Annotated in this window: 29 protein-coding genes and 1 riboswitch; of the genes, 22 read left to right on the forward strand and 7 right to left on the reverse strand. The window is 39.9% G+C overall.

Features of this window, described 5'->3' with window-relative positions:
• The 16 genes from ACGHCK_RS05855 to ACGHCK_RS05930 all read left to right on the forward strand — a co-directional run.
• A partial coding sequence (locus tag ACGHCK_RS05855) for a DUF6273 domain-containing protein (protein WP_394304503.1) occupies window positions 1–1,105 on the forward strand: 1,105 nt, incomplete at its 5' end.
• Between the two features lie 167 nt (window positions 1,106–1,272).
• Complete coding sequence (locus ACGHCK_RS05860) at window positions 1,273–2,466, forward strand: acetate kinase (protein WP_251422004.1); 1,194 nt, start codon at window positions 1,273–1,275, stop codon at window positions 2,464–2,466.
• 90 nt (window positions 2,467–2,556) lie between these two features.
• A complete protein-coding gene (pyrH, locus tag ACGHCK_RS05865; RefSeq protein WP_251422007.1) occupies window positions 2,557–3,273 on the forward strand; it encodes a UMP kinase in 717 nt (238 codons plus the stop codon).
• A gap of 29 nt (window positions 3,274–3,302) precedes the next feature.
• Window positions 3,303–3,860 (forward strand): ribosome recycling factor, encoded by a 558-nt coding sequence (frr, locus tag ACGHCK_RS05870; protein ID WP_251422010.1) that lies wholly within the window; start codon window positions 3,303–3,305, stop codon window positions 3,858–3,860.
• Window positions 3,861–3,952: 92 nt separating this feature from the next.
• Window positions 3,953–4,816, forward strand: a complete 864-nt coding sequence (locus ACGHCK_RS05875) for a CvfB family protein (protein ID WP_251422013.1) — start codon at window positions 3,953–3,955, stop codon at window positions 4,814–4,816.
• 139 nt (window positions 4,817–4,955) lie between these two features.
• Window positions 4,956–5,471 (forward strand): peptide-methionine (S)-S-oxide reductase MsrA, encoded by a 516-nt coding sequence (msrA, locus tag ACGHCK_RS05880; protein WP_251422016.1) that lies wholly within the window; start codon window positions 4,956–4,958, stop codon window positions 5,469–5,471.
• Window positions 5,468–5,683 carry a YozE family protein gene (locus ACGHCK_RS05885; protein WP_202231651.1) on the forward strand — a complete coding sequence of 72 codons (216 nt, stop codon included), beginning with the start codon at window positions 5,468–5,470 and terminating at the stop codon, window positions 5,681–5,683. The genes msrA and ACGHCK_RS05885 overlap by 4 nt, the downstream gene beginning before the upstream one ends.
• Window positions 5,684–5,700: 17 nt before the next feature.
• Window positions 5,701–6,072 (forward strand): lactoylglutathione lyase, encoded by a 372-nt coding sequence (gene gloA / locus ACGHCK_RS05890; protein ID WP_251422018.1) that lies wholly within the window; start codon window positions 5,701–5,703, stop codon window positions 6,070–6,072.
• 227 nt (window positions 6,073–6,299) lie between these two features.
• The gene (locus ACGHCK_RS05895; RefSeq protein ID WP_251422021.1) at window positions 6,300–6,698 is read left to right on the forward strand and encodes a hypothetical protein; all 399 of its coding nucleotides are present in this window, start codon (window positions 6,300–6,302) and stop codon (window positions 6,696–6,698) included.
• Between the two features lie 6 nt (window positions 6,699–6,704).
• On the forward strand, window positions 6,705–8,765 hold the full coding sequence (locus tag ACGHCK_RS05900) for a DUF1430 domain-containing protein (RefSeq protein ID WP_251422024.1): 2,061 nt from the start codon (window positions 6,705–6,707) through the stop codon (window positions 8,763–8,765).
• Between the two features lie 349 nt (window positions 8,766–9,114).
• Entirely contained in the window at window positions 9,115–9,513 is a 399-nt protein-coding gene (locus ACGHCK_RS05905; RefSeq protein ID WP_251422027.1) for a hypothetical protein, read from the forward strand.
• Window positions 9,514–9,516: 3 nt separating this feature from the next.
• On the forward strand, window positions 9,517–11,577 hold the full coding sequence (locus ACGHCK_RS05910; RefSeq protein WP_271328293.1) for a DUF1430 domain-containing protein: 2,061 nt from the start codon (window positions 9,517–9,519) through the stop codon (window positions 11,575–11,577).
• 6 nt (window positions 11,578–11,583) lie between these two features.
• Window positions 11,584–12,213: an ABC transporter ATP-binding protein gene (locus ACGHCK_RS05915; protein ID WP_251422033.1), complete on the forward strand. Its 630-nt coding sequence runs from the start codon at window positions 11,584–11,586 to the stop codon at window positions 12,211–12,213.
• A gap of 126 nt (window positions 12,214–12,339) precedes the next feature.
• Window positions 12,340–12,765 carry a 50S ribosomal protein L11 gene (gene rplK, locus ACGHCK_RS05920; RefSeq protein ID WP_202231635.1) on the forward strand — a complete coding sequence of 142 codons (426 nt, stop codon included), beginning with the start codon at window positions 12,340–12,342 and terminating at the stop codon, window positions 12,763–12,765.
• A gap of 89 nt (window positions 12,766–12,854) precedes the next feature.
• The gene (rplA, locus tag ACGHCK_RS05925) at window positions 12,855–13,544 is read left to right on the forward strand and encodes a 50S ribosomal protein L1 (protein WP_202231634.1); all 690 of its coding nucleotides are present in this window, start codon (window positions 12,855–12,857) and stop codon (window positions 13,542–13,544) included.
• A 237-nt stretch (window positions 13,545–13,781) separates the two neighbouring features.
• A complete protein-coding gene (locus ACGHCK_RS05930) occupies window positions 13,782–14,138 on the forward strand; it encodes a hypothetical protein (RefSeq protein WP_202231633.1) in 357 nt (118 codons plus the stop codon).
• 155 nt (window positions 14,139–14,293) lie between these two features.
• On the opposite strand, the gene ACGHCK_RS05935 is transcribed toward ACGHCK_RS05930, so the two are convergent.
• Complete coding sequence (locus ACGHCK_RS05935; RefSeq protein ID WP_202231632.1) at window positions 14,294–14,521, reverse strand: hypothetical protein; 228 nt, start codon at window positions 14,519–14,521, stop codon at window positions 14,294–14,296.
• The gene (locus ACGHCK_RS05940; protein WP_202231631.1) at window positions 14,518–14,913 is read right to left on the reverse strand and encodes an HIT family protein; all 396 of its coding nucleotides are present in this window, start codon (window positions 14,911–14,913) and stop codon (window positions 14,518–14,520) included. Before ACGHCK_RS05940 ends, ACGHCK_RS05935 begins: the two co-directional genes overlap by 4 nt.
• A 320-nt stretch (window positions 14,914–15,233) precedes the next feature.
• Here ACGHCK_RS05940 and ACGHCK_RS05945 point away from each other — a divergent pair, with 320 nt between their 5' ends.
• The 4 genes from ACGHCK_RS05945 (at window position 15,234) to ACGHCK_RS05960 (ending at window position 20,201) form a co-directional block, all read left to right on the forward strand.
• On the forward strand, window positions 15,234–15,875 hold the full coding sequence (locus ACGHCK_RS05945; protein WP_251422036.1) for an HAD family hydrolase: 642 nt from the start codon (window positions 15,234–15,236) through the stop codon (window positions 15,873–15,875).
• Window positions 15,876–16,620: 745 nt separating this feature from the next.
• Window positions 16,621–17,361, forward strand: a complete 741-nt coding sequence (locus ACGHCK_RS05950; RefSeq protein WP_271328295.1) for an ABC transporter ATP-binding protein — start codon at window positions 16,621–16,623, stop codon at window positions 17,359–17,361.
• Window positions 17,354–18,373 (forward strand): ABC transporter permease, encoded by a 1,020-nt coding sequence (locus tag ACGHCK_RS05955; RefSeq protein WP_202231677.1) that lies wholly within the window; start codon window positions 17,354–17,356, stop codon window positions 18,371–18,373. The genes ACGHCK_RS05950 and ACGHCK_RS05955 overlap by 8 nt, the downstream gene beginning before the upstream one ends.
• Window positions 18,374–18,587: 214 nt before the next feature.
• A complete protein-coding gene (locus tag ACGHCK_RS05960; protein ID WP_394304505.1) occupies window positions 18,588–20,201 on the forward strand; it encodes a hypothetical protein in 1,614 nt (537 codons plus the stop codon).
• 157 nt (window positions 20,202–20,358) lie between these two features.
• Here the strand turns inward: ACGHCK_RS05960 and ACGHCK_RS05965 are convergent, their stop codons facing one another.
• From ACGHCK_RS05965 to ACGHCK_RS05980, 4 genes are all read right to left on the reverse strand, one after another.
• The gene (locus tag ACGHCK_RS05965) at window positions 20,359–20,715 is read right to left on the reverse strand and encodes a DUF3397 domain-containing protein (protein WP_251422042.1); all 357 of its coding nucleotides are present in this window, start codon (window positions 20,713–20,715) and stop codon (window positions 20,359–20,361) included.
• A 116-nt stretch (window positions 20,716–20,831) separates the two neighbouring features.
• Entirely contained in the window at window positions 20,832–21,311 is a 480-nt protein-coding gene (locus tag ACGHCK_RS05970) for an aminoacyl-tRNA deacylase (RefSeq protein ID WP_251422045.1), read from the reverse strand.
• A 17-nt stretch (window positions 21,312–21,328) separates the two neighbouring features.
• Complete coding sequence (gene thiT, locus ACGHCK_RS05975) at window positions 21,329–21,865, reverse strand: energy-coupled thiamine transporter ThiT (protein WP_251422048.1); 537 nt, start codon at window positions 21,863–21,865, stop codon at window positions 21,329–21,331.
• A gap of 55 nt (window positions 21,866–21,920) precedes the next feature.
• A riboswitch (TPP riboswitch) is annotated at window positions 21,921–22,019 on the reverse strand.
• A 37-nt stretch (window positions 22,020–22,056) separates the two neighbouring features.
• A complete protein-coding gene (locus tag ACGHCK_RS05980; protein ID WP_251422051.1) occupies window positions 22,057–22,845 on the reverse strand; it encodes a CPBP family intramembrane glutamic endopeptidase in 789 nt (262 codons plus the stop codon).
• Window positions 22,846–22,922: 77 nt separating this feature from the next.
• Between ACGHCK_RS05980 and ACGHCK_RS05985 the strand changes: the two genes are divergently transcribed.
• Both ACGHCK_RS05985 and ACGHCK_RS05990 read left to right on the forward strand, forming a co-directional pair.
• On the forward strand, window positions 22,923–23,699 hold the full coding sequence (locus ACGHCK_RS05985) for a CppA family protein (protein WP_251422053.1): 777 nt from the start codon (window positions 22,923–22,925) through the stop codon (window positions 23,697–23,699).
• A complete protein-coding gene (locus ACGHCK_RS05990) occupies window positions 23,696–24,640 on the forward strand; it encodes a serine hydrolase domain-containing protein (protein ID WP_251422056.1) in 945 nt (314 codons plus the stop codon). Before ACGHCK_RS05985 ends, ACGHCK_RS05990 begins: the two co-directional genes overlap by 4 nt.
• A 216-nt stretch (window positions 24,641–24,856) precedes the next feature.
• On the opposite strand, the gene ACGHCK_RS05995 is transcribed toward ACGHCK_RS05990, so the two are convergent.
• Complete coding sequence (locus ACGHCK_RS05995) at window positions 24,857–26,047, reverse strand: MucBP domain-containing protein (protein WP_271328261.1); 1,191 nt, start codon at window positions 26,045–26,047, stop codon at window positions 24,857–24,859.
• Window positions 26,048–26,084: the final 37 nt, after the last annotated feature.

Genomic DNA, 26,084 nt, shown 5'->3' on the forward strand with positions numbered 1-26,084 from the left:
GGACGGTATCGATGCTTACTGGTCAGCAGGCGGCAGCTTTGACAACAGTGGTCCAATCTGGCCGGGAGAAGAAGTGACCAACCAAACCGCTCAAAACTTACAACAAGACCGTGCCCCAATGACCATGAACCAGTGGAGCAACTTGCCTAACGAAGACAAGATAGGCAACTTCTGGGTGGTTGACCACAACACAGGTTGGGCTTACTGGGCCAACAGGCTGGACAGTGAGCAAGCCAGCTCTTACCTGCTTGATGCAGCGGAGATGACAGCTGCCATTGAGGACAAGGTCTTTAACGGCTTTTACTACTATGGGATTCATGTCGAGAGTGGCTTAGTGAGTCCTGACCAGCATGAGGAGTTCCTTAATGACGGGGAGCAACACCATCCGGAGTTAGAAGAATTCCTCCGTGGTATCCAGAACGGGGTGATGTATGATGACGGACCGAACCCATTGCCTAACGAAGACAGTCAACCAGATGCTTTTGACTTTTCGACCATGCGTCCGGGGCGTATCTTTACCATGGCTGGGGAGCAGTATCGCTACCTTGAAGATATGGATAACGGAAACCACATGATTATCCGGAATGCTGCTATTACAAGTGTTTCTTGGAATAATCAGGATATCCGTATGAATGAATGGTATGATAACCTTGAACCAACAGTTCAAGCGATGGTAAGACCGGTGGCAGATACTTTTGTGACGGGGACTGTAGCTTCTGAAGATATTGTGTTTGAGGGCCCCGGTCAATGGTTACCAATAAACTTAAGTGATTTCCCAACGGTTGCGGAAGATTTAACTCAAGTGGATACAGATGGTACTCCACGTGCTTTTGCACTATCTTTAGCAGATGTTACACGTTTATCAGGCCCAGGACGTGCTTTTCCTAATCGTTTAGGGCGTCTTGCCGCTTTTCAGAATAATACCCATCCTGGACCGGCATGGTGGTGGTTACGCACCCCTAGATCTTCAACACAGGCATGGCACGTAGGAGCTTTCCGTGATGCGGAAGAAAATGGTGAATTAGGAAACGGTAATGGCAATATGATAGTTAGCCCAGATAATGGCGGCGCCCGCCCCGCCCTCATCATCAACTCTTCCAACTAAAGAACAAGTTTATAAAACAGAAAGTATGCTCAAGACAGCATTCTGCACGCTGATACAAGTGATTTTTACCTCTTCTTACAAGATATCAATAGAGATATTGCCTAAACTTATGTTATACTAGTAAGAGCAAAAGAAAACACTTACATGTTGAAAGGGATTTTTAAAATATGGAAAAAACACTCGCTGTTAACGCTGGATCGTCCTCTCTAAAATGGCAACTTTATGAGATGCCTGAAGAAAAGGTTATTGCTAAAGGTATCTTTGAACGTATTGGTTTGAAGGATTCTATTTCAACAACCAAGTTTGATGATCAAGTGCATAAGAGAGAGCAAGACATAGTTGATCATCGTCAAGCAGTCTTACTCTTGATGGACGAGTTGATATATTTTAAGCTTATCGGTAGCTTCCGTGAAATCACAGCTATTGGTCATCGTGTCGTAGCAGGGGGGGAGTTTTTTAAGGCGTCAACTGTTATTACACCCGAGGTTTTGGAAGAAATAAAAAACCTTTCGACCTTGGCACCTTTGCATAACCCTGCAAATGTTCTCGGAATAGAAGCTTTCCAACGTCTGCTGCCAGATGCGCTTGCTGTGGCGGTATTTGATACGGCTTTTCACACAACATTACCAGAAAAAGCATACCGTTATCCTATTCCGACAAAATACTATACAGATTATGCTATTCGAAAATATGGAGCACACGGTACATCACACATGTATGTGTCTCGTGAAGCAGCAAAAGCTTTAAGAAAACCACTTGAAGATTTAAAACTTATCACAGCGCATATTGGTAACGGTGCTTCGATTACAGCTATCGAAGGTGGGAAGTCAGTAGATACTTCAATGGGCTTCACACCGCTAGCGGGTGTCATGATGGGGACACGTTCTGGCGAAATGGACCCTTCTGTGATTTCTTATATGCTTGAAAGTGACCCTAGTCTACGTTCAGCGCAAGATGTCATTGATGTTCTCAATAAAAAATCCGGGTTACTCGGCGTATCAGAGTTTTCAAGTGACATGCGTGACTTAGAAGAAGCGCGTAACTCCGGCAATGAAAAAGCCTTGCTGGCTTACGAAATGTTTATTGACCGCTTGAAGAAGTTTATCGCTCAATATTTTGGTGTGCTCAATGGTGCAGATGCGCTTATCTTTACAGCTGGCATCGGTGAAAATGATACAGATGCCCGTCGTGATATCGTCGCTGGCTTGTCATGGTTTGGTATGGAAATTGACCCAGAAAAGAATGTGCGTGGTGCGAATGGTATCATTTCTACCCCAGAGTCACGTGTTAAAGTTTTGGTTATTCCGACAGACGAAGAATTAGTTATTGCACGTGATGTCGAAGCCGCAAAAAATAAATAATCTTTTAGAAAGACCTCACGGTCTTTTTTTCAGATTGAATTTATGGTAAAATAGTAGGGATAAAAAAGAATAGAGAAGAGATAGGTAACTATGGCTGATATTAAATATAAACGCGTGCTGTTAAAACTTTCGGGAGAAGCTTTGGCAGGTGACAAGGGATTTGGAATTGATCCTGAGACAGTTAAAAAAGTTGCTGAGGAGCTCAAGGAAGTGTATGCTCTGGGGGCAGAAATTGCCATTGTTTGTGGCGGTGGTAATATCTGGCGTGGTGTAACTGGTGAAAAAATCGGTATGGAGCGCGCGCAAGCAGACTATATGGGGATGCTGGCTACGATTATGAATGGTTTGGCTCTTCAAGATACACTTGAAGCACTTGGCGTGCCAACACGTGTTCAAACGGCTATCGAGATGAAGGCTGTGGCAGAACCTTATATTCGTCGTCGTGCAGAGCGTCACCTTGAAAAGGGACGCGTTGTTATCTTTGCAGGAGGAACAGGCTCCCCTTACTTCTCCACAGATACAACCTCAGCACTTCGTGCAGCAGAAATTAACGCAGACGTTATTTTAATGGCTAAAAATGGTGTAGATGGTGTCTACAATGCCGATCCAAAACTTGATGAAACAGCAGTTAAATTTGATAATTTGACACACATGGACGTTATCACAAAAGGTCTTCATGTTATGGACTCTACTGCCTCTACAATGTCAATGGATAACCACATTCCGCTCGTTGTCTTCAATATGAACGAGTCTGGAAATATCAAACGTGTTGTTCAGGGTGAAGACATCGGAACTACAGTAGAATAAGTATAATAATAAAATAAAAAGGAAAAATCATGGCAAACGAAATTATTGACAATGCAAAAGAACGTATGAATAACTCATTGAACAGCTTGCAACGTGAGCTGGGACACATCCGTGCAGGACGTGCCAATGCGAGCTTGCTTGACCGCATCTCTGTAGAATATTATGGTGCACCTACACCGCTGAATCAGCTGGCTTCAATCACAATCCCGGAAGCACGTGTTTTGATGATTACGCCTTTTGACAAAACAATCTTGAAAGATATTGAGCAAGCATTGAATGCCAGTGACATTGGTATCACACCAGCTAATGATGGTTCTGTTATCCGCTTGGTTATTCCGATGTTGACCGAAGAACGTCGTAAAGAGCTGGTTAAGGAGATGGGCAAATACATCGAAGGTGCAAAAGTTGCGATTCGTAACATCCGCCGTGATGCTATCGATACTGCGAAAAAGCAAGAAAAGGCAAAAGAAATTACAGAGGACGACTTGAAAGTACTTGAAAAAGACATCCAAGCAGTAACAGATAATGCTGTTAAAGAAGCAGACAAAATGGCTGCAGAGAAAGAAAAAGAACTTTTGGATGTTTAATTTTGTATAGCATGAACATAGAATGATTGATGTACGCATACAAAAACAATCAAAAATAAACGGCTCTGTGGGGCCGTTTTTAAGGAAAAAGAATGAATAATTTATTAGCAACTACATTTTCAGCGATTATTACAGCAGAAAATGATCAATTTTATTTTTTACAGAAAGATGATAACATTCTCCGTCTGGCAAAATCAGAAGGAGAACATCAGATAGGGGATATCGTCACTGGTTTTGCCTATATGGATAAATCTGATAAGATGTGCTTAACCACGCAAGAACCAGCTGCCACGCGCGAAAAATTCGGTTGGGGTACAGTGACAGATGTCCGTCGCGACTTGGGCGCCTTTGTCGATATCGGTTTAGCTGGAAAAGATATCGTAGTTTCGCTCGATGACCTTCCCTTACCTGAAGATAAAGAGCAATGGCCTAAAAAAGGGGATAAGCTCTTTGTCAAAATCGTCGTTGACTCTAAAAATCGCCTTTGGGGCAAGTTAGCTTGGCATCAAGATTTTTGGGAAATGTCAGGCCCTGCCTACAACAATATGCAAAACCAAGACTTACGAGGGATTGTTTACCGTAACAAAGAAACAGGTTCCTTTGTTTATCTTCCAGATAACAACATGCTTGGTTTTATCCACCCTACTGAAACCTTTGGGACACTTCGTATTGGGCAAGAACTTCAAGTGCGCGTCATTGGTTTTCGTGATCAAGACCGTAGCTTAAACCTTAGTGCGAAACCACGCGCCTATGAAATGTTAGATGCTGATGCACAGATGATTCTTGCTTATCTTGAAAGTATGGGCGGAAAAATGCCTTTTAACGACAAGTCAGCGCCAGATGATATCAAAGCGACATTTGGTATCTCTAAGGGACAATTTAAGAAAGCGCTTGGTGGTTTGATGAAGAATAAAAAAATCAAACAAAGTCCTGAAGGAACAGAGCTTCTTTCCTAAAACATCATTAAAAAGTTGGTGAAAGATCCAGCTTTTTTTGTTTTAGGAGGAACACTGTTTCTGATAAAAGAAAAAAATAAGTGCATGAGAGAGGGAGTTTTGTTATAATATCTTCAACGGAGAAGAACGGGGGAAGAGGATGAGCAAAGAGAGAGCGATATTTGCCGGCGGCTGTTTTTGGTGCATGGTACAGCCCTTTGAGGAACAGGAGGGGATTCTTGCTGTGACAAGTGGCTACACAGGAGGTCATGTGGATAATCCTACTTATGAGCAAGTTTGTAACCATCAGACAGGGCATACTGAAGCGGTGGAGATTATCTTTGACAAGGAAAAAATTTCTTATAAAGATTTGGTAGAACTTTACTGGGAACAGACAGATCCAACCGATATGTTTGGGCAATTTGAGGACCGTGGGGATAACTACCGTCCTGTGATTTTTTATACCAGTGAAACTCAAAGGAAAGCTGCGGAGAAGTCAAAAGAAGCCCTTCAAAACTCAGGACGTTTTGATCGCCCGATTGTCACAACGATAGAACCTGCGCAAAAGTTCTGGCCAGCAGAAGATTATCATCAAGGCTTTTATAAGAAAAATCCAGAGCGTTATGCTTTATCTAGCCGTTTACGTCATGAGTTTTTGGAGGAAAACTGGAAATGAGACAGCCCTTTTATACTTATTTGATGCGCCATCGCGCACCAGTTGAGGTGGATGACGTGACACGCTTGGCTAATCTGGCTTTTGCGGATACACAATTTCCCAAACAATCAAAGGACTTTGATGAAATTTCCACCTATCTGGAAACTTATGCCCCTTTTTACTTTAACCTGGGACTTTTTGATGATATTTGGGCAATGTATTTAGAAGCCTAAAAATGGAGGAAAAAACAATGAAAATGGCACACACTTGTTACCGCGTAAGAGACTTGGAAGCTTCAATCAAGTTTTATCAAGAAGCTTTTGGTTTTGAAGAAAAACGTCGCCGCGACTTTTTGGAGTATGAATTTACTTTAGTTTATCTGACTTTGCCGGGTGATGATTATGAGTTAGAGCTAACTTATAACTATAATCACGAAGCCTATGATTTGGGAAATGGTTATGGTCATATCGCTATTTCTGTAGATAACTTGGAAGAACTGCACACACAGCAAAAACAAGCGGGCTTTGAAGTTACAGAGCTTAAGGGGCTTCCTAACTCAGACACGCGTTATTACTTCATTATTGACCCAGATGGTTATAAGGTTGAAGTGATTGCGGAGTGAAATAAAACGTAAAAAGACTGAACTGTTTCGGTCTTTTTTTAATTTCCGTCTGAATATAGCAGGAGTATTTTTTAAGCTTAAAGTATTTTGTTTTTTTCATAAAAACCCAATATGAGTGAAAAAATACAAGGGTCTTCTTATGTTAGACTGAATATACTAAGATAAAAAGAGGAAAAAGAAGTACTGTTGCTTTAGAAAAAGATTCATCTTTGAAAGGAAGAATTGCTATGAAAATCAAAAAATTTGTTGCTGTATCAGCTTTAGGACTCGCTCTGTTTGGAGCAAGCCAGTTAGCCACTGCTGAAAAAGCCTCTGCCGATGGTGTTTTTGGGGATAGCGTGGAAAAGCTAGAGCGCGCAGTCCGTATCTTACAGAATAATTTTACACGTCATGGACGGCAGATAGCCTACTCTAGGACCTGGCCAGATGCCTCTTGGGGGAAGAAGACCTTGACAGCGGAGTATTATAACTGGGCGGTGTCTCATCAAAGTCGTGCCTATGTATCTGGAGGCAGGAGAGGGGAGAGTGGCTGGTATGGACCTGGTTGGAAAGTTTGGACTTCCTCTACAGGTGATTATTATGGGAAAATGGAGTGGAGGTATGAAGCAAGAGGTAATAAGTGGTAAGTAATAATGAATAAAGTCTTAAAGATTACATTGTTGCTTTTATTCTCTTTAGTGAGTGTGATGCTTGCCTATATGAGATTTAATGACATTGAGGCAGATCGGCTGATGCGTTATGTAAGTAAGCCGACTTATACACAAGTGTACCCACCTGAGGTAAGCGAGGGTGAACGATATGAGACAAATGATGTAAAAATACTTGAACGAAAAGATTTTATCTCAGTTATAGAGGAAGTATCAAGGGCGTTCAATACTCCTTTTACTGTTCGTTCCCGCTTTATTGGTGCCGACTATGATGGTAAGGGAAATATCTACTTTAGTCGACCAATGGCCAATATCACATACTTTCAGACTGCTTATAAAAAGCAAAATCAAAGAGAATTTACAGATTATGGTGCTAAAGTAATGGTAAGCAATGAACCGCTAAAAAACTTGACCGATGAACAGTACCAAGGGGCAGCAATATTTTTTGAGTCCGATGTTAAAGAGAAAATATTAGATGCTTTAAGTGAAAAAATAAACCAAAGATTTAATCTGGCAACAAGTTCAAGCAGCTTAACCTCTCAACCTGAATGGTACAATCCTCTGCCTTTAATCACCCGAGGGAATGACATGTACCGTTTTCTTATCAAGATGATTCTTTTTTTCTATTTTATTTTCCTCCTTGTTTGGATGGTCTTGCGAAGTAAGGAGATTGCTATCTATGCTCTTAATGGAATGGGAAACTGGGAAATTCTTCTGCGGATTTATATGAGGAGTTTTCTGTTTGTGCAGCTTTTTGTAGGGTTATTGAACAGCATATTTCTTCTGAAAACTTTCGATTTTCAATATTTGATAAGTCACGGTCTGTTGATGGGACTAAGTCTGCTTCTGGTAATACTTGTTATTGGTATTGTAAGTCGAGCATCTTTAGTAGCCCAAACCAATAATAAATCTTTCTTAAAGCGCGTCCACGTCTCGGTTTATCTGGTTAAAGTTTATATCTTTGCTGCTAGTGTCTCTACAAGTATGGGGATTATTCTTTTGTTAAATAGCAGTCTAGGTTTGATGCATAAGACACCCTTGGACGACTATGGTGTTTTTGCAGGCTGGAATTTAGGTTATTCTGAAGCTAAGGATAACTCGATACACATAGAGATATTTAAATATATCGAAAATAACGGTGGTTTACACGCTGCCAAGAAATTATTGGGGCATGATAAGCTTAAAGACTATCAAGGGGTAGAGATTAACTCTGCCTATCTCGATAAATATTCTGTTAGAGATAGAGAAAACAACCCAATTCACATAGATAAAAGCACTAAAGAAGCTGTTATACTTGTCAACGAACGCTATAAAAGTAAAGTAGAGGAGATAAAAAAAGCTTATAATGACTTGCTAGAGATGCAGGGCGCATGGTTTCGAGCAACAGAAATCAAGTTGTTCTTAATGAAAGATAAACAAAGTATCCCAATATTTGAAGGGGAAGCAGGCGGTGTTTATTCTAATGGTAAAAAACAAGAGCTTGTAGCAGATATAATCGAGGTGCATACGGTAAATAACGCTGGAGTTAATACTTATAGCAATATGTTTTACGGTAGTAATACCCTAGGCGTTTTGATTCCTATAAAAGAGAGTGCAGAAAAAACCTATTTAGAGATACTTCCAAGCCTAAAGAAAGATAAGCTATCCTCAAATTTTGTTTCTTTCGTGCCTACATCAAAAATCGCAGAAATTGAGGTGAAACGCTTTATTGGTGAACCGATAACATGGGTTTTTATGAATATCTTAGCTTTTGTTCTTTTTATCCTGATGATATTATCAACAACGGTAATCTATTTCAAGGTGAATAAGAAAAAGTTAGTACTTAGTCGAGTACAAGGTATTTCCTATTTTAGAACATATAAAACACTTTTTATACTCATTGTTATTCAAAATTTTATTTTCTTAGTTCACTCCATGTTGCGGGGACATGAATTAGCGATTATTGAAGCCTATATACTTTATGCCTTGATTGAACTATTTTTAGTCTTCCACCTCCTCACCCGTCTCGAAAAGAAAGAACTCGTCACGACTCTGAAAGGAGCTTAATAAGTTCGGCAAGTAGAAGAATGTATGGAGAATTTGGTTCAGAACCAAAAAATATAAAGCTTTTGAAAGTTAAACCGTTTAGAAAATGAGCAGTTTTTCTTTTGAACTTGATAAGACGAACTTTAATTTACAAGTAAAGAAATAGAATTATTTCGGTCTTTTTTTAATTTCCATCGGAATATAGCAGCAGCATTTTTTAAGCTTAAAGTATTTCTGCTTTTTCATGGAATTGAAAAAAATAGAAGAAACTTATTATGTTAGACTGATAAAAGGAAATAGAAGACACAGGGAGGAGATTAACAAGTACGGTTCGGTTAAAAAAGATTTATCTTTGAAGGGAAGAATTTCTATGAAAATCAAAAAACTTGTTGCTATATCAGTTTTAGGACTTGCTCTGTTTGGGTCAAGCCAGTTAGTGACTGCTGAAAAAGCCTCTGCCGATGGTGTTTTTGGGGATAGCGTGGAAAAGCTAGAGCGCGCAGTCCGCATCTTACAGAATAATTTTACACGCCATGGACGGCAGGTGGCACACTCTAGGACCTGTCCAGATGCATTCTGGGGGAAGAAGACCTTGACAGCGGAGTATTATAACTGGGCTGTACCACATCAAAGTATGGCCTATGTTCGAAGAGGAGGACGTACCTATAGTGGCTGGTATCCAGCAGGTTATAAGGTTTGGACATCTTCTCGTGGGGATCATTATGATCCCTATGATTGGGGCTTTTACGCTCAAGGAAATCGCTGGTAATCTATGAATAAAGTTTTAAAAATTTCGCTATTGCTCCTTTTTTCAATCTTGTCTCTGATGCTTGCCTATATACGCAACAATGATAAAGAAGCAAAGAAGCTTATCGAAGCTGTTTCGCTCCCAGAATATACCCAAATCTATCAACCTGAAAAACATATAGAAAACTTCTCGGAAGGTTCAGAGCATGAATTTCTGGAGCGTAAAGATTTTATTCAAGTGATGGAAGAAGTCTCAAAGGAGTTCAATACTCCTTTTATCGTTCGTTCCCGCTTTATTGGTGCAGAAGATAATGGAAAAGGCAGGGTTAATTTTGCTCAGCCCCTCTCAAAGATTACTTTTTTCAAAACAGACTTTCAGTCCTCTGATGAAAAGTTTTTTGAAGACCATGGAGAGCAGGTAAGTATTGAAAATGCACCGATAAATAAACTGACGGATGAACAATACCAAGGCGCAGCTATCCTTTTTAAATCAAAAGTAAAAGAAGATGTTTTACAGTCACTCAGTCAAAAATTAAATCAAAGATTTTCCTTGAGAACGACACCCACAAGTTTGGTTACGCAACCCAAGTGGTATGTGGAGATGCCTCCGATTTTGGGAAATAATCAAAGACTAGAGTTTTTTATCAAAGTCATTTTCGTTTTTTACTTCATCCTCTTGCTCGTATGGACGATACTAAGGAGTAAGGAAGTGGCTATTTATTCTCTTAACGGTCTTTCAGCTTGGGAGATTGTTAAGCGAATATATCTTAAAGCTTTTCTTGTCACACAAACTTTTATCACCTTGTTTGCCAGTGTTTTTATTTTACGGCGCTTTGATATTCATTACCTGTCTCGCTTTGCCTTTCTTTTTATACTAAGTCTGCTTCTTATGAGTGGGATTATCGGACTTGTGATTAGAAATTCTCTCGTTAATCAAACCAATGATAAGTCTTTCTTGAAAAAGGCAAATATAGTCGTTTATATTGCAAAAACAGCTGCTTTTGTGGGCAGTGTTTATGCCTGCATGGGACTTATCTTTTTGCTCAACAGTAGTCTAGGTTTATTTCAGAAGTCTCCCATAGATGACTATGGAATATTTTATAAAGGTGGTCTAGGCTATTCAGAAAGTTATGGACAAGCTGTGAGAAGTAAAAATCTTTTTACTTATTTGGAAAATAATGGAGGGTTACATGCAGTAAAGAAATATCTACCTCAGAAAAATTTAGAAAAATATCAGGCTGTGGAAATCAACTCTGCTTATTTACAAAAATATACCATTAGAGATACAGAAGGAAAACCTGTAAATATAGACAAACATAGTAGTGAAGGAATTGTTCTGGTGAATGAGCATTTGAAAAATAAGATATCTGAAATTAAAAAGGGGTATAAAGAGCTACAAGAATTACCAGATGTTTGGTTTCAGGGAAAAGAAATACGTTACCTCTTGATCAAAGGCAATCAAAAAATTCCTGTTTTTGAAATGGACGAGACGGGATTCTATGAGGCAAGGCAAGAAAAAATTCAACCGGATTTGGTTGAAGTGCATACAGTAAAAAATGCAGGCTATAATACCTATATTAATATGTTTCAAGGGGCTAACCCTCTGGGTGTATTGGTCCCCATTAAAGAAAATGCGGAGAAAACTTATCTGGAGCTTTTGCCAGCTTTAAAAAAAGACAAGATTGCTAGTATCTTCACGTCTTTTGTTCCTGTGAGAAAAATAGCTGAAACAGATGTGAAGCATACTATAGGAGAGCCTTGGAGTTGGGTATTTAGAAATCTCTTGGTTTTTATTCTTTTCCTTTTGATGATTTTTTCTACAACGATAATTTATTTCAAAAGTAACAGAAAAAAGTTAGTACTTTATCGTGTACAGGGTTTCTCATTTATAAGAACTTACAGTAGCTTACTTGCGATGATTTTCATTCAAAATCTTGCATTTGCCCTTCACTCAAGGTCTATTGGCTATGATACAGAGGTTATCCAAGCCTATGTGTTGTTTACAATCATCGAGCTTGCTTTAGTCTTCCACCTCCTCACCCGTCTCGAAAAGAAAGAACTGGTCACCACCTTGAAAGGAGCATAAAAACACATGATAGAACTGCAAGAAGTGAGTAAAAAGTTTGGAAAACATCAGATTTTTGATAACTATTCCTTAAGTATCCCAGCTGAGAAAATGACAGCGATACTCGGGAAAAGTGGTGCCGGAAAGTCAACGCTGCTTAATCTGATTGGACTGATCGAAGAAGCAGACGCGGGAAGGATTTATGTAGCTGGACAGCAAGTCCCTAAGATAAATAGCAAAGCGGCTCTTCTCATGCGACGTAACTTTATTTCTTTTCTTTTTCAAAATTTCGCCTTGATTGAAGACGATAGTATTGAGCGAAATTTAAATATTTCTCTGGTCTACGAAAAAACAAATGGAAAAGAAAAGCGTCGCAGGATGAGAGAAGCTTTAAATCAGGTCGGAATTACTCATAAGTTGAGTGAAAAAGTGTATGCCCTGTCTGGTGGCGAAAAACAGCGTGTGGCATTGGCGCGTGCTTTGCTGAAACGCAGTAAGATTATCTTGGCTGATGAGCCGACAGGCTCCTTAGATGGAGAAAATAGAGGCCTGATATTAAGCTTGCTTCGGCAAGAGGTAGACAAAGGGAAAACAGTCATCATCGTCACACATGATCCAGCTGTTGTTGCGGCATGTGACGAATTCATTGAAATATAGAAACTTGACAAAAGTGTCCATATTTGATAGACTACTTAGGTATGTCTTTAGCATACAGGCGTGGAAGATAGAAAGGTCTATCATCATACCACATCACGAAAACAATATAATAAGGAGAAATTTATCGTGGCTAAACAAGTAGAAAAACTCGTTAAATTGCAAATTCCTGCCGGTAAAGCAACACCAGCTCCACCAGTTGGTCCAGCTTTGGGTCAAGCAGGTATCAACATCATGGGATTCACTAAAGAATTTAACGCGCGTACAGCTGACCAAGCGGGTATGCTCATCCCAGTTGTAATCTCAGTATATGAAGACAAATCATTTACATTCATTACAAAAACTCCTCCAGCAGCAGTTCTTTTGAAAAAAGCAGCTAAGGTTGAAAAAGGTTCAGGTGAACCTAACAAAGTTAAAGTTGCAACTGTAACAAAAGCACAAGTTGAAGAAATTGCAAAAACTAAGATGGCTGACCTTAACGCTGGTTCACTTGAAGCAGCAATGTCAATGATCGAAGGTACTGCAAAATCTATGGGATTTGTAGTAGAAGGTTAATTCTTAATTAATCATCGCTCATATTCCACACAAGTGGAAGGCTGTTATAATAACAGACAACCGATATTACCACAAGGAGAAATATAGAAATGGCTAAAAAAAGCAAATCAATGCGCGCTGCTCTTGAAAAAGTAGACGCAACTAAACTTTACAGCGTTGAAGAAGCAGTAGCACTTGCTAAAGAAACTTCAATCGCAAAATTTGATGCATCTGTAGAAGTTGCATACAACCTCAACATCGATACTAAAAAATCTGACCAACAAATCCGTGGTGCAATGGTATTGCCAAATGGTACTGGTAAAACTGCTCGTGTTCTTGTTTTCGCTCGTGGCGAAAAAGCTAAAGAAGCAGAAGCAGCTGGTGCAGACTTCGTAGGTGCTGATGAACTCGTGACTAAAATCAACGGTGGTTGGTTGGACTTTGACGTTGTTATCGCAACACCTGACATGATGGCCGTTGTAGGTCGTCTTGGTCGTGTCCTTGGTCCACGTAACCTCATGCCAAACCCTAAAACTGGTACTGTAACAATGGACGTAACTAAAGCTGTTGAAGAATCAAAAGCTGGTAAAGTGAACTACCGTGCTGATAAGGCTGGTAACATCCACGTACCAATCGGTAAAGTTTCATTCGACAACGAAAAACTTGTTGAAAACTTTAAAGCTCTTAATGCTGTTATCATGGCTGCTAAGCCAGCTACAGCTAAAGGTACTTACATCACAAACCTTTCAGTGACTACAACTATGGGTGCTGGTGTTAAAGTTGACACAACAAGCTTCTAAGTCGATAAATACAAGTGACTGAAAAAAGTCCCAAACATGAAAAAAGTGCTTGACCTGTGCATAGCAATGCTGAGGTTAGGCCCTTTTTTATTTGTGACTTTTGACTGCAGTCTTTTTCTCTTTTTTTGTTGCTATTATAATCTTTGGAAAGACTGGACAGTCTTCTTTTAGAAACATAAAGGAAATGTTTAGTAATTTATATTAGAGAAAATGACACTTTCATGATACAATGATAATATGAAACGAATTATCTTCCTGCTAACCTTTACAGTAATGATTTGGACAATCATAATTATGGGAACAATACTTGGATTTCCGATGCTGAGTTTACAATTGATTTCAATTTTATTACTTTTTGCGAGTTTTTGGCTTATAAAAAAAGACGGACGACAAGCTTGGACTCACCTAATTGTAATAGATGTGATGTTGTTTATTCTGCTTTTTGTCCTTTATACGTCACGTTATTTTTTTACATATTTTCGCTACAATGGTGCATTGACCGAAATTTTAGTAGTTGCGGGATTTTTTGTTATTTCCCAATGTGTAGGCATTTTCTGGGGCAGGCAGTTTTATATGGATAATCATAAAAAGTAGTACTTATTTTTTAATTTGCTGAAAAGTATCAATAAAATTGAGAAAATTAAAGAGGGAACATAATTTTTAACAATAGAAAACGTTCAATTTTGATACAAAATGTACCAAAGCTGAACGTTTTTTGATTATAGCGCTTGCCCAGTTACAATAGATTCTTATTTTTCGCTGCTTTTTTCTGCAAGTTTTTCTAAGATTTCGTTGATTTTATCAACTTTAGGCTGAGCGACAGCTTGAAATTCATTTATTTTTCTTTGAATTTCTTGACCTGTGAGTTCAGCTTTTTTTGCTTCAAGTTTTACTTTTTCCAAGTTAACTTTGACGTCATCTATTTCTTTACCGAGCTTTGAAAAGATTTCTGAGATATCATGGATGAACTCTTTCATTGGATTTCCTCCGCAATGGCACGTAAATCATAAGTATGTGCTGTAAATTTAGCGTGGAAACCGTCATCTTCAGCATAGCGAGGAATCAAATGTACATGAGTGTGGAAGACGGTTTGACCAGCTGTTTCTTCATTATTTTGTAAGATGTTCATGCCTTTTGCGCCAAAAGAGTTCACAAGTTTATTGCCAATTTCCGGAATTTTGGCAAAAAGTTGTGAAGCTTCCTCAGGGGCCATAGCCAGCAAGTTTCGTGTATGTTTTTTAGGCACAACAAGCGTATGACCTTTTGTGGTTTGTGTAATGTCTAGAAAAGCGATTAAATGCTCATCTTCGTAAACTTTAGTGCTTGGGATTTCGCCCGCAATGATTTTACAAAAAATACAATTATCCATAAGAAATCTCCCTGTTTAGTAGCAGAAGCCAGCGGTGGCTTATTGCATTGTTATAAGTAAATTATAACAAAATCTTTTAATTTTGCTTAGTCTAACTGGTCAAAGAATGTTGTTTCAAATAAACTGGCCAAAATTAATAAGGAAATAAAAAGAGACAAATAAAATTTATAAGAGTTCGCCCGCTGCTTGTAGAGCAAAGCAGAGAACAGCTGTGCTTGCGCTTCATCTTGTGTGAGGGCTAAGCAAAAAACAAAATCAATTACATTTGTGTTATAATAATTTCTAATAAATTATATCCGTTACAAAGGAGAAGGTTGACAATGGAAGCATATATTTTTGATTTTGATGGTACTTTGGCTAACTCAGGAAAGACGGGGATATTGGCAACCCAATCTGCGTTTCAAGAATTTAATTTAAAGGTTCCTTCAGAAAAAATGATTAATTATTATACAGGTATCCCAATTGAAAAGTCCTTTAAAAAAATGCTTCCAGATTATGCTTTCAGGGAAACAGAGTTTCAAGCTTTGCTCTCTGCTTTTCGACAATACTACAAGGAATATGAGCAAGAAAATCTGACACTGTTTCCTCACATTAAAGAAGTACTTCAGAAACTAAAGAGCTTGGGGAAAAGATTATATGTTGTGTCTAGTAAACATTCAGTCGCCTTAAAAAGAAATTTAGAATATCTGGATATTGCTGTATATTTTGAAGGTGTTGTTGGTTCTGACCAAGTTGAACATTACAAGCCAGCGCCTGACGGGGTCTTATATATCTTAAAAACTTATAGGATTGATCCGGAAGATTCGATTATGATAGGTGATGCATCCTTTGATATCCAAATGGGAAAAGCAGCAGGGATTAAGACCTGTGCTGTGTCATGGGGAGCACATAGTTTTGAGGATTTAGATAATGAAGCGCCGAATTTTTTGATTAATCATGTAGAAGATTTGCTGAAGCTATAGGTTTTAAGTTAGAATGCCTCATGCTTTTAGATTCGAACAATCTGTTTTTGTTTGTCAAAATCAATCTTGTCCTCTTTGAAAATGGTAAGACGCTTATTTCATTTGATAAGTTAGATTTTGCTTTACTTTTTGTAAAGGGATGCTGGTTTTATCCATTTGACAATAAAATTGCAGGAAAAAACTTGTTAGCCGTTCTCTAAAAATATTATCGGAAATAAGTGCCTTAGAATTAAGGGGAATTTTTAAACAGATTAGTGAGGGCTGCTGTCCATATTTAAAAAGATGAAAGAGGAGTATCCATTAAGATATTCTCCTTTTCCGTGTTTTCTTGTTTTAAAGGATGAAAAGAAGATAAACGCCAGCCCATTTGGAGCATTATTGATCGTTCTAAGTGTTACTGGCATTAATAAGGCGTAAGCGAAGCTAAACAGGATTGAAGTCCAAGAGGGCTGTACATGAAAAATAGAGACCGGGACAAAAGTCCGAAATAATGAAAAAACGCTCCATCATGACAAACAAGAATGCCGTGGTTGAGCGTTTTTCATCTTGTGATTTTGCCTAGAAGCAATCGCTTTCGACTTTTGTCCCAGCTTTATTACATTTTATGGGCGCGATAATGAAGGGAAATATGAGTTAGCTAATTAAAAGCTGGACTAAAGGCCTTATGCAGTAGAGGGGAGCAAAAGAAGGGGGGATATGATAAAATTAACGTATAACAAATTTGAAAAGAAGTGGAGATATTAATGTGGCTCTTAAAATAAGTAATCTGACTGGAGGATATTTTGGCCATCCAGTCCTTAATGACGTGAGTTTCGATATAGCAGATGGGGAGTTGGTTGGTCTTATCGGTCTTAATGGTGCGGGAAAATCAACAACAATTCAGGAAGTCATCGGACTTTTAACGCCTTATTCTGGTCAAATTGAGTTAGACGGTATTACCTTGCAGGAAGATTTGGAAGGCTATCGTCGGAAGATCGGTTTCATACCTGAAACCCCAAGTCTTTATGAAGAGTTGACGCTACGTGAACACATTGAAGTAACAGCTTTGGCTTATGGAGTACCTGTGGAGGAGGCTATGCCTCGTGCAGAGAAGCTCTTGAAAACCTTTCGTCTGGAAGATAAGTTGGACTGGTTCCCAGTTAACTTTTCTAAAGGGATGAAGCAAAAAGTGATGATTATTTGCGCTTTTTTGACAGACCCAAGCCTATATATTATTGATGAACCATTTTTAGGATTGGATCCTTTAGCCATTCAAGACTTGATTACGTTGATGCTTTCTATGCGTGATGCTGGAGCTTCCATTTTGATGAGTACACATATACTTTCGACAGCAGAAAAGTTCTGTGATAAGTTTGTTATCCTACATGAAGGACAAGTGCTGGTTGCTGGTACTATTGATGAATTACGCGCAAAGTTCGGCAAGGAAAATGCCAGCCTTGATGAAATTTATTTAGAACTGACGAAAGGTGTAAATGCTCATGAATAGCTTGTTTGAAGAACGCCGCAAAGCATACTACCGGCAAAACCTCAAATACTTGCGCTATGTTTTTAATGATCATTTTGTGCTTTTCTTGATGATTTTGTTGGGTGCACTGGCTGTGCAGTATGCTCAATTTTTACAAGCGCATAGTTTAAATACGGCTGGCAAAGTGGTCTTGATCGTTTTAATATCAGCTCTGAGTCAAGCTTTTGGAAGACTGGCGAGCTTTGTTGAGTCTGCTGATAAGGTTTTCCTTCTGCCACAAGAGAGAGCAGTTCGTAAACATCTATATGTTTCCTGGTTACGTTCCTTAATCTTACCAGCCTTTATTAGCTTTAGCCTGATTGGGCTTTCTGCGCCTCTTTTAAACTGGTCCCTGCTTTCTCTTGGGCTGTGGTTTGCTCTATTGTTCCTCTTGAAAGCAGCTACTTTGGCTTTTCGCCTAAGCCAGATGCTTCCAAAAGGGATTATTGCTTGGGAGGCATTAATTTCCTATGAAGAAAACCGTAAGACGAATACTTTGAGATTTTTTGCGCTCTTTACCAATGTCAAGGGCTTAAAAACACAAAGTCGTCGCCGGAGATATCTGGACTTTCTATTACCGAAAACACTTCGTACCTATGAATATCTCTTTAGCCGTGCCTTTTTACGTTCTGGGGATTATTTATCACTGACTTTGCGCTTACTGTTCCTGGCGATTTTATCCTTAATTTTTATTGGGAATCCTGTTGTTGCGGTGATTTTGGTGGCTGTGTTTAACTATCTGTTGCTTTTTCAATTGTTTGCTTTGCAAGAATCCTTTGATTATCAACTTTTGACACGTATTTACCCACTGCGTCGCTCCTCAAAGTTTGCGGCTATTAAATGCGTTCTGTCGCGTATAATGCTCTTTGTCACAGCTGTAGAGCTTGTGTTTGGCTTAATTTTTTTGCATGTCAAACTTTATATTTTACTCGTGCTACTCGTCAACTTCTTTTTAGTGAAATTCTATATAAAACTTCGCTTAAAAGGAAAATGAATGTTTAGATTTATTGAATAAGACCTGCTCAGTTGGTTATGGAAACCGACTGAGCAGTTTTTTATAGATTCAAAAAGCAGCCCTTTTCTCATCAAACACTCATTTCATTTGACCTTTTTTTTTTTTATACTATAGACTCAGAAAGTAAACGTAACATTAGAAATACAAATGTAATGAAAAATCTAAACCACACGTTACGTCAAAGGAGGAGTTTATGACACCAGAAAAGAAAAACCAGCGGCGGCTGCGCAACCTCGCGCTCCTGTCCCTCTTATTGCTCTTGGTAGGCGGCACCTTTGCCTTCCAAGCCTTCAACCAGCGGGCCATCAATGACCGTATCCGAGAAAACATCCCCGGAGGCCGTGTCCACGACTACTACAACCGTGACACGGAAAATAAGGACGTCTTCGTGGAGAACTATGGCAATGTGCCGCTCATGGCCCGTATCCGCCTCTCCGAGTTCATGGAGAAACGTTCAGTAGGAGATACAGACTTCACCCCTATAGTGAACGGCACCATCCGTGAGCAAGTGGACACTTGGACGGTCATGCGTCCCTCAGAGAACAACTTGAACACCCGTGTAGGAGACTCGGCAGCCTTCAACACCTACTCCAACCTGACCTTTGGTTGGAACCGCTCAGGTCAAGATGCCCCATGGTTCATGCCGACCTTCAACCGGGACAACCAAGACCTGATGACCGCCTCTGCAGGACATGCCCGTGACTGGGTCACAAGCACAGCCACAGATGGGGTAACAGACGGCGCCACTCACCCCGGAGACGGCACAGATGCCTACTGGTCTTCTGGCGACAGCTTTGATAACAGCGGACCAGTTTGGCCGGGAGAAGAAGTCACCCATGATGCAGCCCAAAACCTGCAACAAGACCGTGCCCCGATGACCATCAGCCAGTGGGCAGCCTTACCTAATAACCTGAAAGTCGGGAACTTCTGGGTCATCGACCACCAAACAGGCTGGGCTTACTGGGCGAATCAACTCCAAGCAGGAGAGACCACCTCTTACCTCTTGGATGCAGCAGAGATGACCGCAGCAGCGAACGCTATCCCGGGAGAATATTACTACGGTATCCATGTGGACGGGCAACTGATCAGTCCTGATCGTATCAATGACTTCTTGGCTGCAGATGCAAACTTTACCCATCATGATGACTTGTCAGACTTCTTGACAGCTGTACAGACGGGTTCCATTGATAACAACTGGGGGAACCCGGGCCCTGAGGAGAATGTCCAACCCGACCAAATCAACTTTAGCATTATGGCACCGGGGACCATCTTTACTATGGCTGGGGAACAGTACCGTTATTTGGAGAATCAAGGGGGTGGGAATCATTTGATTATTCGGAATGGAGTGCTAGGTGCAAGCTTCAATAGTCAAAATGACCGTAATAATCAATGGTATAGTCAACTTAGCTTAGATGTCCAAGCCATGGTGCGACCTGTGTCGGATAGTTTTACCACAGGAGAAACGGGTTTGGGGAGCGTCATTATAGATGCTGGCTTTCTTCCTGAAAATCTGCATGAATTCCCAGAGGTGGTGGCCGATGAAACCCAAGTTGATTTAAGTGGAACGCCGCGTGCTTTTTCCCTTTCTTTAGCTGATGTGGCACGTTTATCAGGTTCAGACCGTGCTTTTCCTAGTAATTCAGAAAGACTGGCAACAGGAGATTCTGGATGGTGGCTTCGTACACCTGCAACAGACATACATGCTTGGAATGTATTCCCTGGTAGTGGAGGGCTCAGCGATGGTGGCGCCAGAGATAACATGTGGGGACTTAGAGGTACACGCCCAGCCCTAATCGTTCGCCAATAAGACAGCTTTTTCAGAAACAAAAAGAGTAGAAGCGCTTGAAACGAGAAGAAAAAACGCTCAACTGCGGCATCCTTGTGCACAGAGTTAAGCGTTTTTTGTTTTGGGATTTTATCCTTATCTTCCTAACTTAAGAAGCATTGAAAAAATGTTTTGTTTCCTAATGTAAATAAATCATCACAATCATGGCGATATAGAGAGCCAGCGTTACTATAAAGGTGATACGCCAAAAAAGCTTAAAGAAGCGTTTGTAGCTGAAAGCTTTATAGTAGAATAAATCAAGCAACAGCAAGATTAGAGCCAAGATTGATAAGATTAAAAGATAGTAGGGTAAAATGTTTACAGCAGTGAGTTGCTCTGAAAAAAGTTGAAGTCCATAAATCAAGAACAGAACATACACATCGGCAATAAGGAGTTTACGACGTGTCAACTGACGGATACGCAAAAATTTAAAAGCAAAAACAAGTATAAGCCATGTGATAAGAGGATACAAAGTGGCAATAATCTTAGGTAACATAGCTTAATTTTAGCTGTTTTAGCCAGTTTTGTAAAGTGTTATTTTATAGAGTAGGAGGTTGAGAAGGCGAAAAAAGAGAAAGCTATCATTGGGCGAAACTAGTTTTTCCCTTTTCTCTAAAATTCACGGATGTCAGCAAATTCTGCATGGACAAAAGCTGCCAAATCCCTAGGCTTGAGACGGATGGAACGCCCGACTTCTCCTGCTGATACGATAATCTTATCTGCTTCAAGTGCGAGAGTATCGATATAGATAGGGAATTTTTTAGTTTGCCAAATCCCTACAGGATTGTTCGCACCATGGATATACCCCGTAGTCTTTTGCAAATCTTTTTGTGGAATCATGTGGACTTTTTTATTGCCTGAAACTTTGGCTAACTTTTTCTCCGAAAGATGTTCTGTTAAGGGGAGGATACCAATGATAGGTCCGCTCTTATCACCTCTAAGTGCAAGTGTTTTGTAAATGTCACTGCGCTCAATATCACTAGGCAGCAGCTTATCTTCCAAGGCATTTATGGCAAGAGCTTCGTGACTAATGTGATGCTTGTCCAAGATTTGTTCAACCAGTGTTTTCTTTAGTTTTCTTTTCTTGCTCATATTTTCATTATATCATATCACTTTTTCCTCTGAAAAATTTGAGGTGCTCCCTTTGATATAAGGAGTAAAACAAGAGAGGCAAGCGTAGCCGTTGCGAGCCCGCTGATGCCATTAGCAACCAGTGAGTAGGGAATAGCTCCCCAACCCTTCCAAGCATACTGTCCCCAAAAGATAACACCTGCGATAAAGTGCCAAAAATATTTGCTGAGGACACCGAAAAAGACAAGGGCTAAGATTGTTTCAGGCTTACTTGAGTCTTTTCGCCGTAAAGTTCCGGCTACTCCAAGAGAAACCGGCGCAACGATATACTCTAAAATAACTTGGACAGGTGTAAGCACTGTCGCTTGCCCTAAAACAATCAAGAGTAAGCCAAAGATAAGACCACCAGCCATTCCCCAAACCGCCCCTCGGCGCAAGGCTAAAACAAGCAGTGGGATGACTGCAAGTTCAAGGTAGAACACCTGAGCATAGTTGACAGAAATAAAGCTCAAGATAAGTGCTAAGGCAGCTGCGATAGCCGTTTCAGTAAGCTCTATAGCTTTAGAATTAGACATAAAAAAATCTCCTTTTGTAGGCACAAAGGAGGGTCAAAGAGAAGGAGGATAAAGACCTCCTATACAGACACATTCCTACGCTGGTACTAACCAGATCAGGTCAGATGGTGTTTCTCAGCTCTTAGAGATTCTAAGAGCACCCATTGTGCAAATTTTTTAAATTTTACAGTATTAACTATATCATAATGGCTTTAGTTTATCAAAAATGTCGCACTTATGCCAAGGAAGTTCCAGAGCATATGGATAGTCATGTTGAGGTAGAAGTTTCGATATTTAAAATAGAAGCTTGTTAGGACTAAGCTCATGGAACCGTAGAGAAGCCAGCTGTAAAGGTCTGTTGGGCTATGCACAGCAGCAAAAAGTAAGCTGGCTGTAAGAAAGGCTAAAATTTTGTTTTTTTCAAAGAGAATCTCAAAAGGACCGACACGATAAGTCAGCTCTTCAAAAAAACCAGCAAAGATGGTTTGAGTGGCAAAGATGCCTAGGGGAATTATCTGAGCAAGTTTATCTAAGGCCTCTTGGTTTTCCGTACTGGTATGTAGTCCAAGAGCTTGGGCAAGTAGGTTCACGAAGAGAGAAGTGAGGAAAAGAGCACCAAAACCTAGAAAAATTTTCCCCAGAGAAAATTCCTTAAGTGCAATGGGAGGGATAATCTTTCGGCGCCGCGCTAGAAAATAAGATAAGCCTAAAGAGAGAAAGAAAATAAAAAAGAAGACGACTTGTTCGAGTGAAGAAAAAGCTTTTTCTGAGTGCAGTTGGCTTATAAGTACCGTAGTAAAACTCGGTAATAAAGAAAGCACAAATAACACGAACCATATCGCTTTTTTATAGGTAAAAATCAAACTAATAAGGTAAAGAATGAGGCTGAGGCATAACCACTGAAGCCAGCCTTTCCCTAAAGAAAAGGGAAGGGCAAAGAGAAGAGCAGGGAGTATCGTCCAAGTCCAAGGTTTTTTTATGATGTCTTTAAATCTGTTCATAAAATAATTCTAACATATAATCGTTGATACTTTGAATAATTTTTAATAAAATGTAAGAAGATTAATGGAGAAATAAAATGAAAGAATTTATAGATAACTTAGAAGTTTGCTTGCCTGGCTATCGCGTGTTAGACCGCGAAGAAAATTTAAATTTTTACCGTGAAGTTTTAGGTTTGAAAGTTCTTCATGAAGAAAATGCTGAAGTTTTTTTGGCGGGTTATACAGTAAAAGATCCAAAAATAATACTGGAAGAATCTCCAGGTTTGGCTTCTGTTCAAGGCGTAAAAAAACACGGCCGTACAGTTATTCAGGCAGATGGAGATGAGATTGAGCAGCTTCTCGCTCGTAATATAGACAAAGTTTCTCATCTTTATCAAGTAAAAGACAGCTGGGCTTTTGAAGCTGTGTCTCCAGAAAATGATGTTTTTTTAATGGTTTCTGTAGAGGATTGGTCAGATTTAGTTGAGGTGGATAAGTCTGATGTGGACTTTGATGAGGGGGAGTTTTTGGGCTTGTCAGATTTTTCTGTCAAAGAAGTTCAGATTAATATAGAGGACAAAGCTATTGTTACAGCGTACGAACACATACTTGGGGTAAAAGCGGTGGGGAATAACATTGAGCTCCCTAACTTACGCCTTGTCTTTTATGAAGATGAGGGCCCTGATCTGTCAGCATCTGTGGATGAAAAGTTAGACTTGATGCTTTTGCGTTTTCAGGTGTCTCAAGACTTTGACCTCGTGCGCTTTGCAGAGAGTTTATCCACAGACAAACTGTATTTGGATAGAAAAGCGAAGACACTTGCGGTTGATATTCCGCAGCATATGGAACTTTGGTTCACAAAGCAAGGCTTATGAAAAAAGAAAAAGAGTTTTTAGAGAAGATTGATGACTACGTCAATCAAGGCGTTTTTCCTGGCTGTCAGTTTGCTCTTTTGGAAGGACAGCATGTCCGAGAGTTTATTCGCGGGAATCAGGAAATTGTACCAGAAGAAAAACTATTGGTTTCGGGCAAAAAATGGGATTTGGCTTCTGTATCTAAGGTTGTGGGCACGGGCACAGCCGTGATTAATCTAGTTTTGTCTGGCAAGTTGGACATTGATGCTCCTTTCACACAGTATTATCCTGACTTTCATGATGATACGCTAACGTTACGGCAGCTTCTGACACATACAACAGGAATTAATCCTTTTATAAAGAATCGTGATGAGTTGGATTTTTTTGGTTTGAAGGCTGCCATTGATAACATTGAAGTGACAGCGGACAAGAGTTGCCACTATACGGATATTAACTTCATCTTACTGGGCTTTATGCTTGAAAAAGTTTATGATCGACCTCTAGATGAAATTTTGAAAGCGCAGGTATTTGAGAAATGGGAGATGTATGATACATCATTTGGTCCTGTCTTAAATGCTGTTCCTACAAGTCAAGATGTAAAAGTAGGTAGCGTTCACGACCCTAAGGCGCAAGTGCTTGGTAGACATTGTGGCTCCGCAGGGCTTTTTGCGCCAATGGGTGACTTGGTGAAGTTTGTACAGGCTTATTTTGCAGATGAAAAGTATCTGATGCTTCAAAAGAATTTTGCTTTTGGTCAACGTCCAAGGAGTTTGGCTTGGGATTTCATTCAGAATCAATGGCTGTTGCACACCGGTTATACAGGAACGTTTATCTTGATGAATTTAGAAATGAAAAAAGCAGTGATTTTCCTGTCCAATCGGGTGCATCTGGCAGACAATCGAGCGCAATGGATTGTGGATAGGGATGTACTCATCGAAACATTGATTCAAAATTTAAGCTGACTGTTGAGTCGGCTTTTTACTTTAACTGTGAGGACAGGAAATAAGCTGTGTTTGTAAGCTGGAGCTGGTAGAGAAAAACAGCTCTTTGTAGCACTTGGCTTTTGTTGAAACGACTAATGGAAGAAGGAGACGATAAAAAGTTTAAAAAAAGCTTCACACAAGGGGCAGAATACCTTGTGTGAAGCTTTTTTGTCGGAATTATCTCACATCTTCTATTTAGTTTCTTCGTATAATGTAATACAGGGCGAGCAATATTCCGCTACCTGCAATGCTTACGATGCTCGAGGTAGGCCTTTCACCGGTTTTTGGGAGCTTCTCTTTTGCATATGATTTGTCTAGAGGCTTGGGCGAAACAGCTTTTGTTTCAAGGGTGAAGTCATCCCTTGTCTTTGGAATATCAGAAATTTCTTCTGGTTTTTCTGGAATTTCTCTTAACTTATAAATATAGGTTACAGAGAGTGTTTGGTTGGCCATATAAAAGCCGTTCGCGTTATCAGGAATCTTGTTTACATCTAGCTCATAAACCTTTCCCTTAGAGTTAATTCTTTCCTGATATAGGGGAGTATCTAAGGTTTGATAGGCAGGAGCTGTTTCATCGACAAACCAGGACAAGGTTGAAAGCTTTTTATCGTTTGCGATACTTTTTCCCCCTTCATCAACATAACGTACAACCACATCACCACTCACTTCTAATGGAGCAGAGAGCTTGTAGAAGTAAGTAATGTCAATAGTTTGACCGGGAAGATAAAAGCCGTTGGCATTGCTCGGGATGAGATTTGTATCAAGTTTATACATTTCCCCATTGTAAGTTATGCTTTCACGATACAGAGGCGTATTGAGGGTTTGATACTGTGGTACGGGATCCCCTTCAAGCCATGACAGTGTTTTTAGGTTTTCAACTGCTGCAATAGAGTGACCAGACTCATCAACATAATGGACGCGTACAGAACCGCTTAATGCGATGGGCTGTTCAGGTGCTTCAAGGGCTAAACCTTGATTAAATGCACCGTATTGGCTTGCATTGAGAACGTATGTTCCGGCACCGTATATCGTGATTGTATAAGTAACATAGCTGTTACCAACACCACAAACGTAGACAGTGAGGCTGGTATGAGGTATTGCAGTTTCATCGGCAGTGAATATCCACTCGGCAGAGCCTTGGTTGCCAGATACTGTTATTCCTTGGGCAATCTGATAGGGCTGCCCATTTCCAGGAATCTGTTTTTTCGGCTGCCCCTTATGTATGATACCATCGGTTAGTCCAGTAATTCCAGAGGGATTTTCTTGGGCCTGCAGCGTATTGGCTCTTGCAGGACTTGCAGGAATTCCAGAAAATGTTCCACTGATAAGAAGCAGTATGCAGCTTACATAGGGGAAGGTCTTTAATATTTTTTGAGATTTAAGCATAAAAATCCTTTCATTATAAATTTAATGTGAATATATA

This window comes from Lactococcus muris, assembly GCF_042849115.1.
In the GTDB taxonomy this organism is placed as follows: domain Bacteria; phylum Bacillota; class Bacilli; order Lactobacillales; family Streptococcaceae; genus Lactococcus; species Lactococcus muris.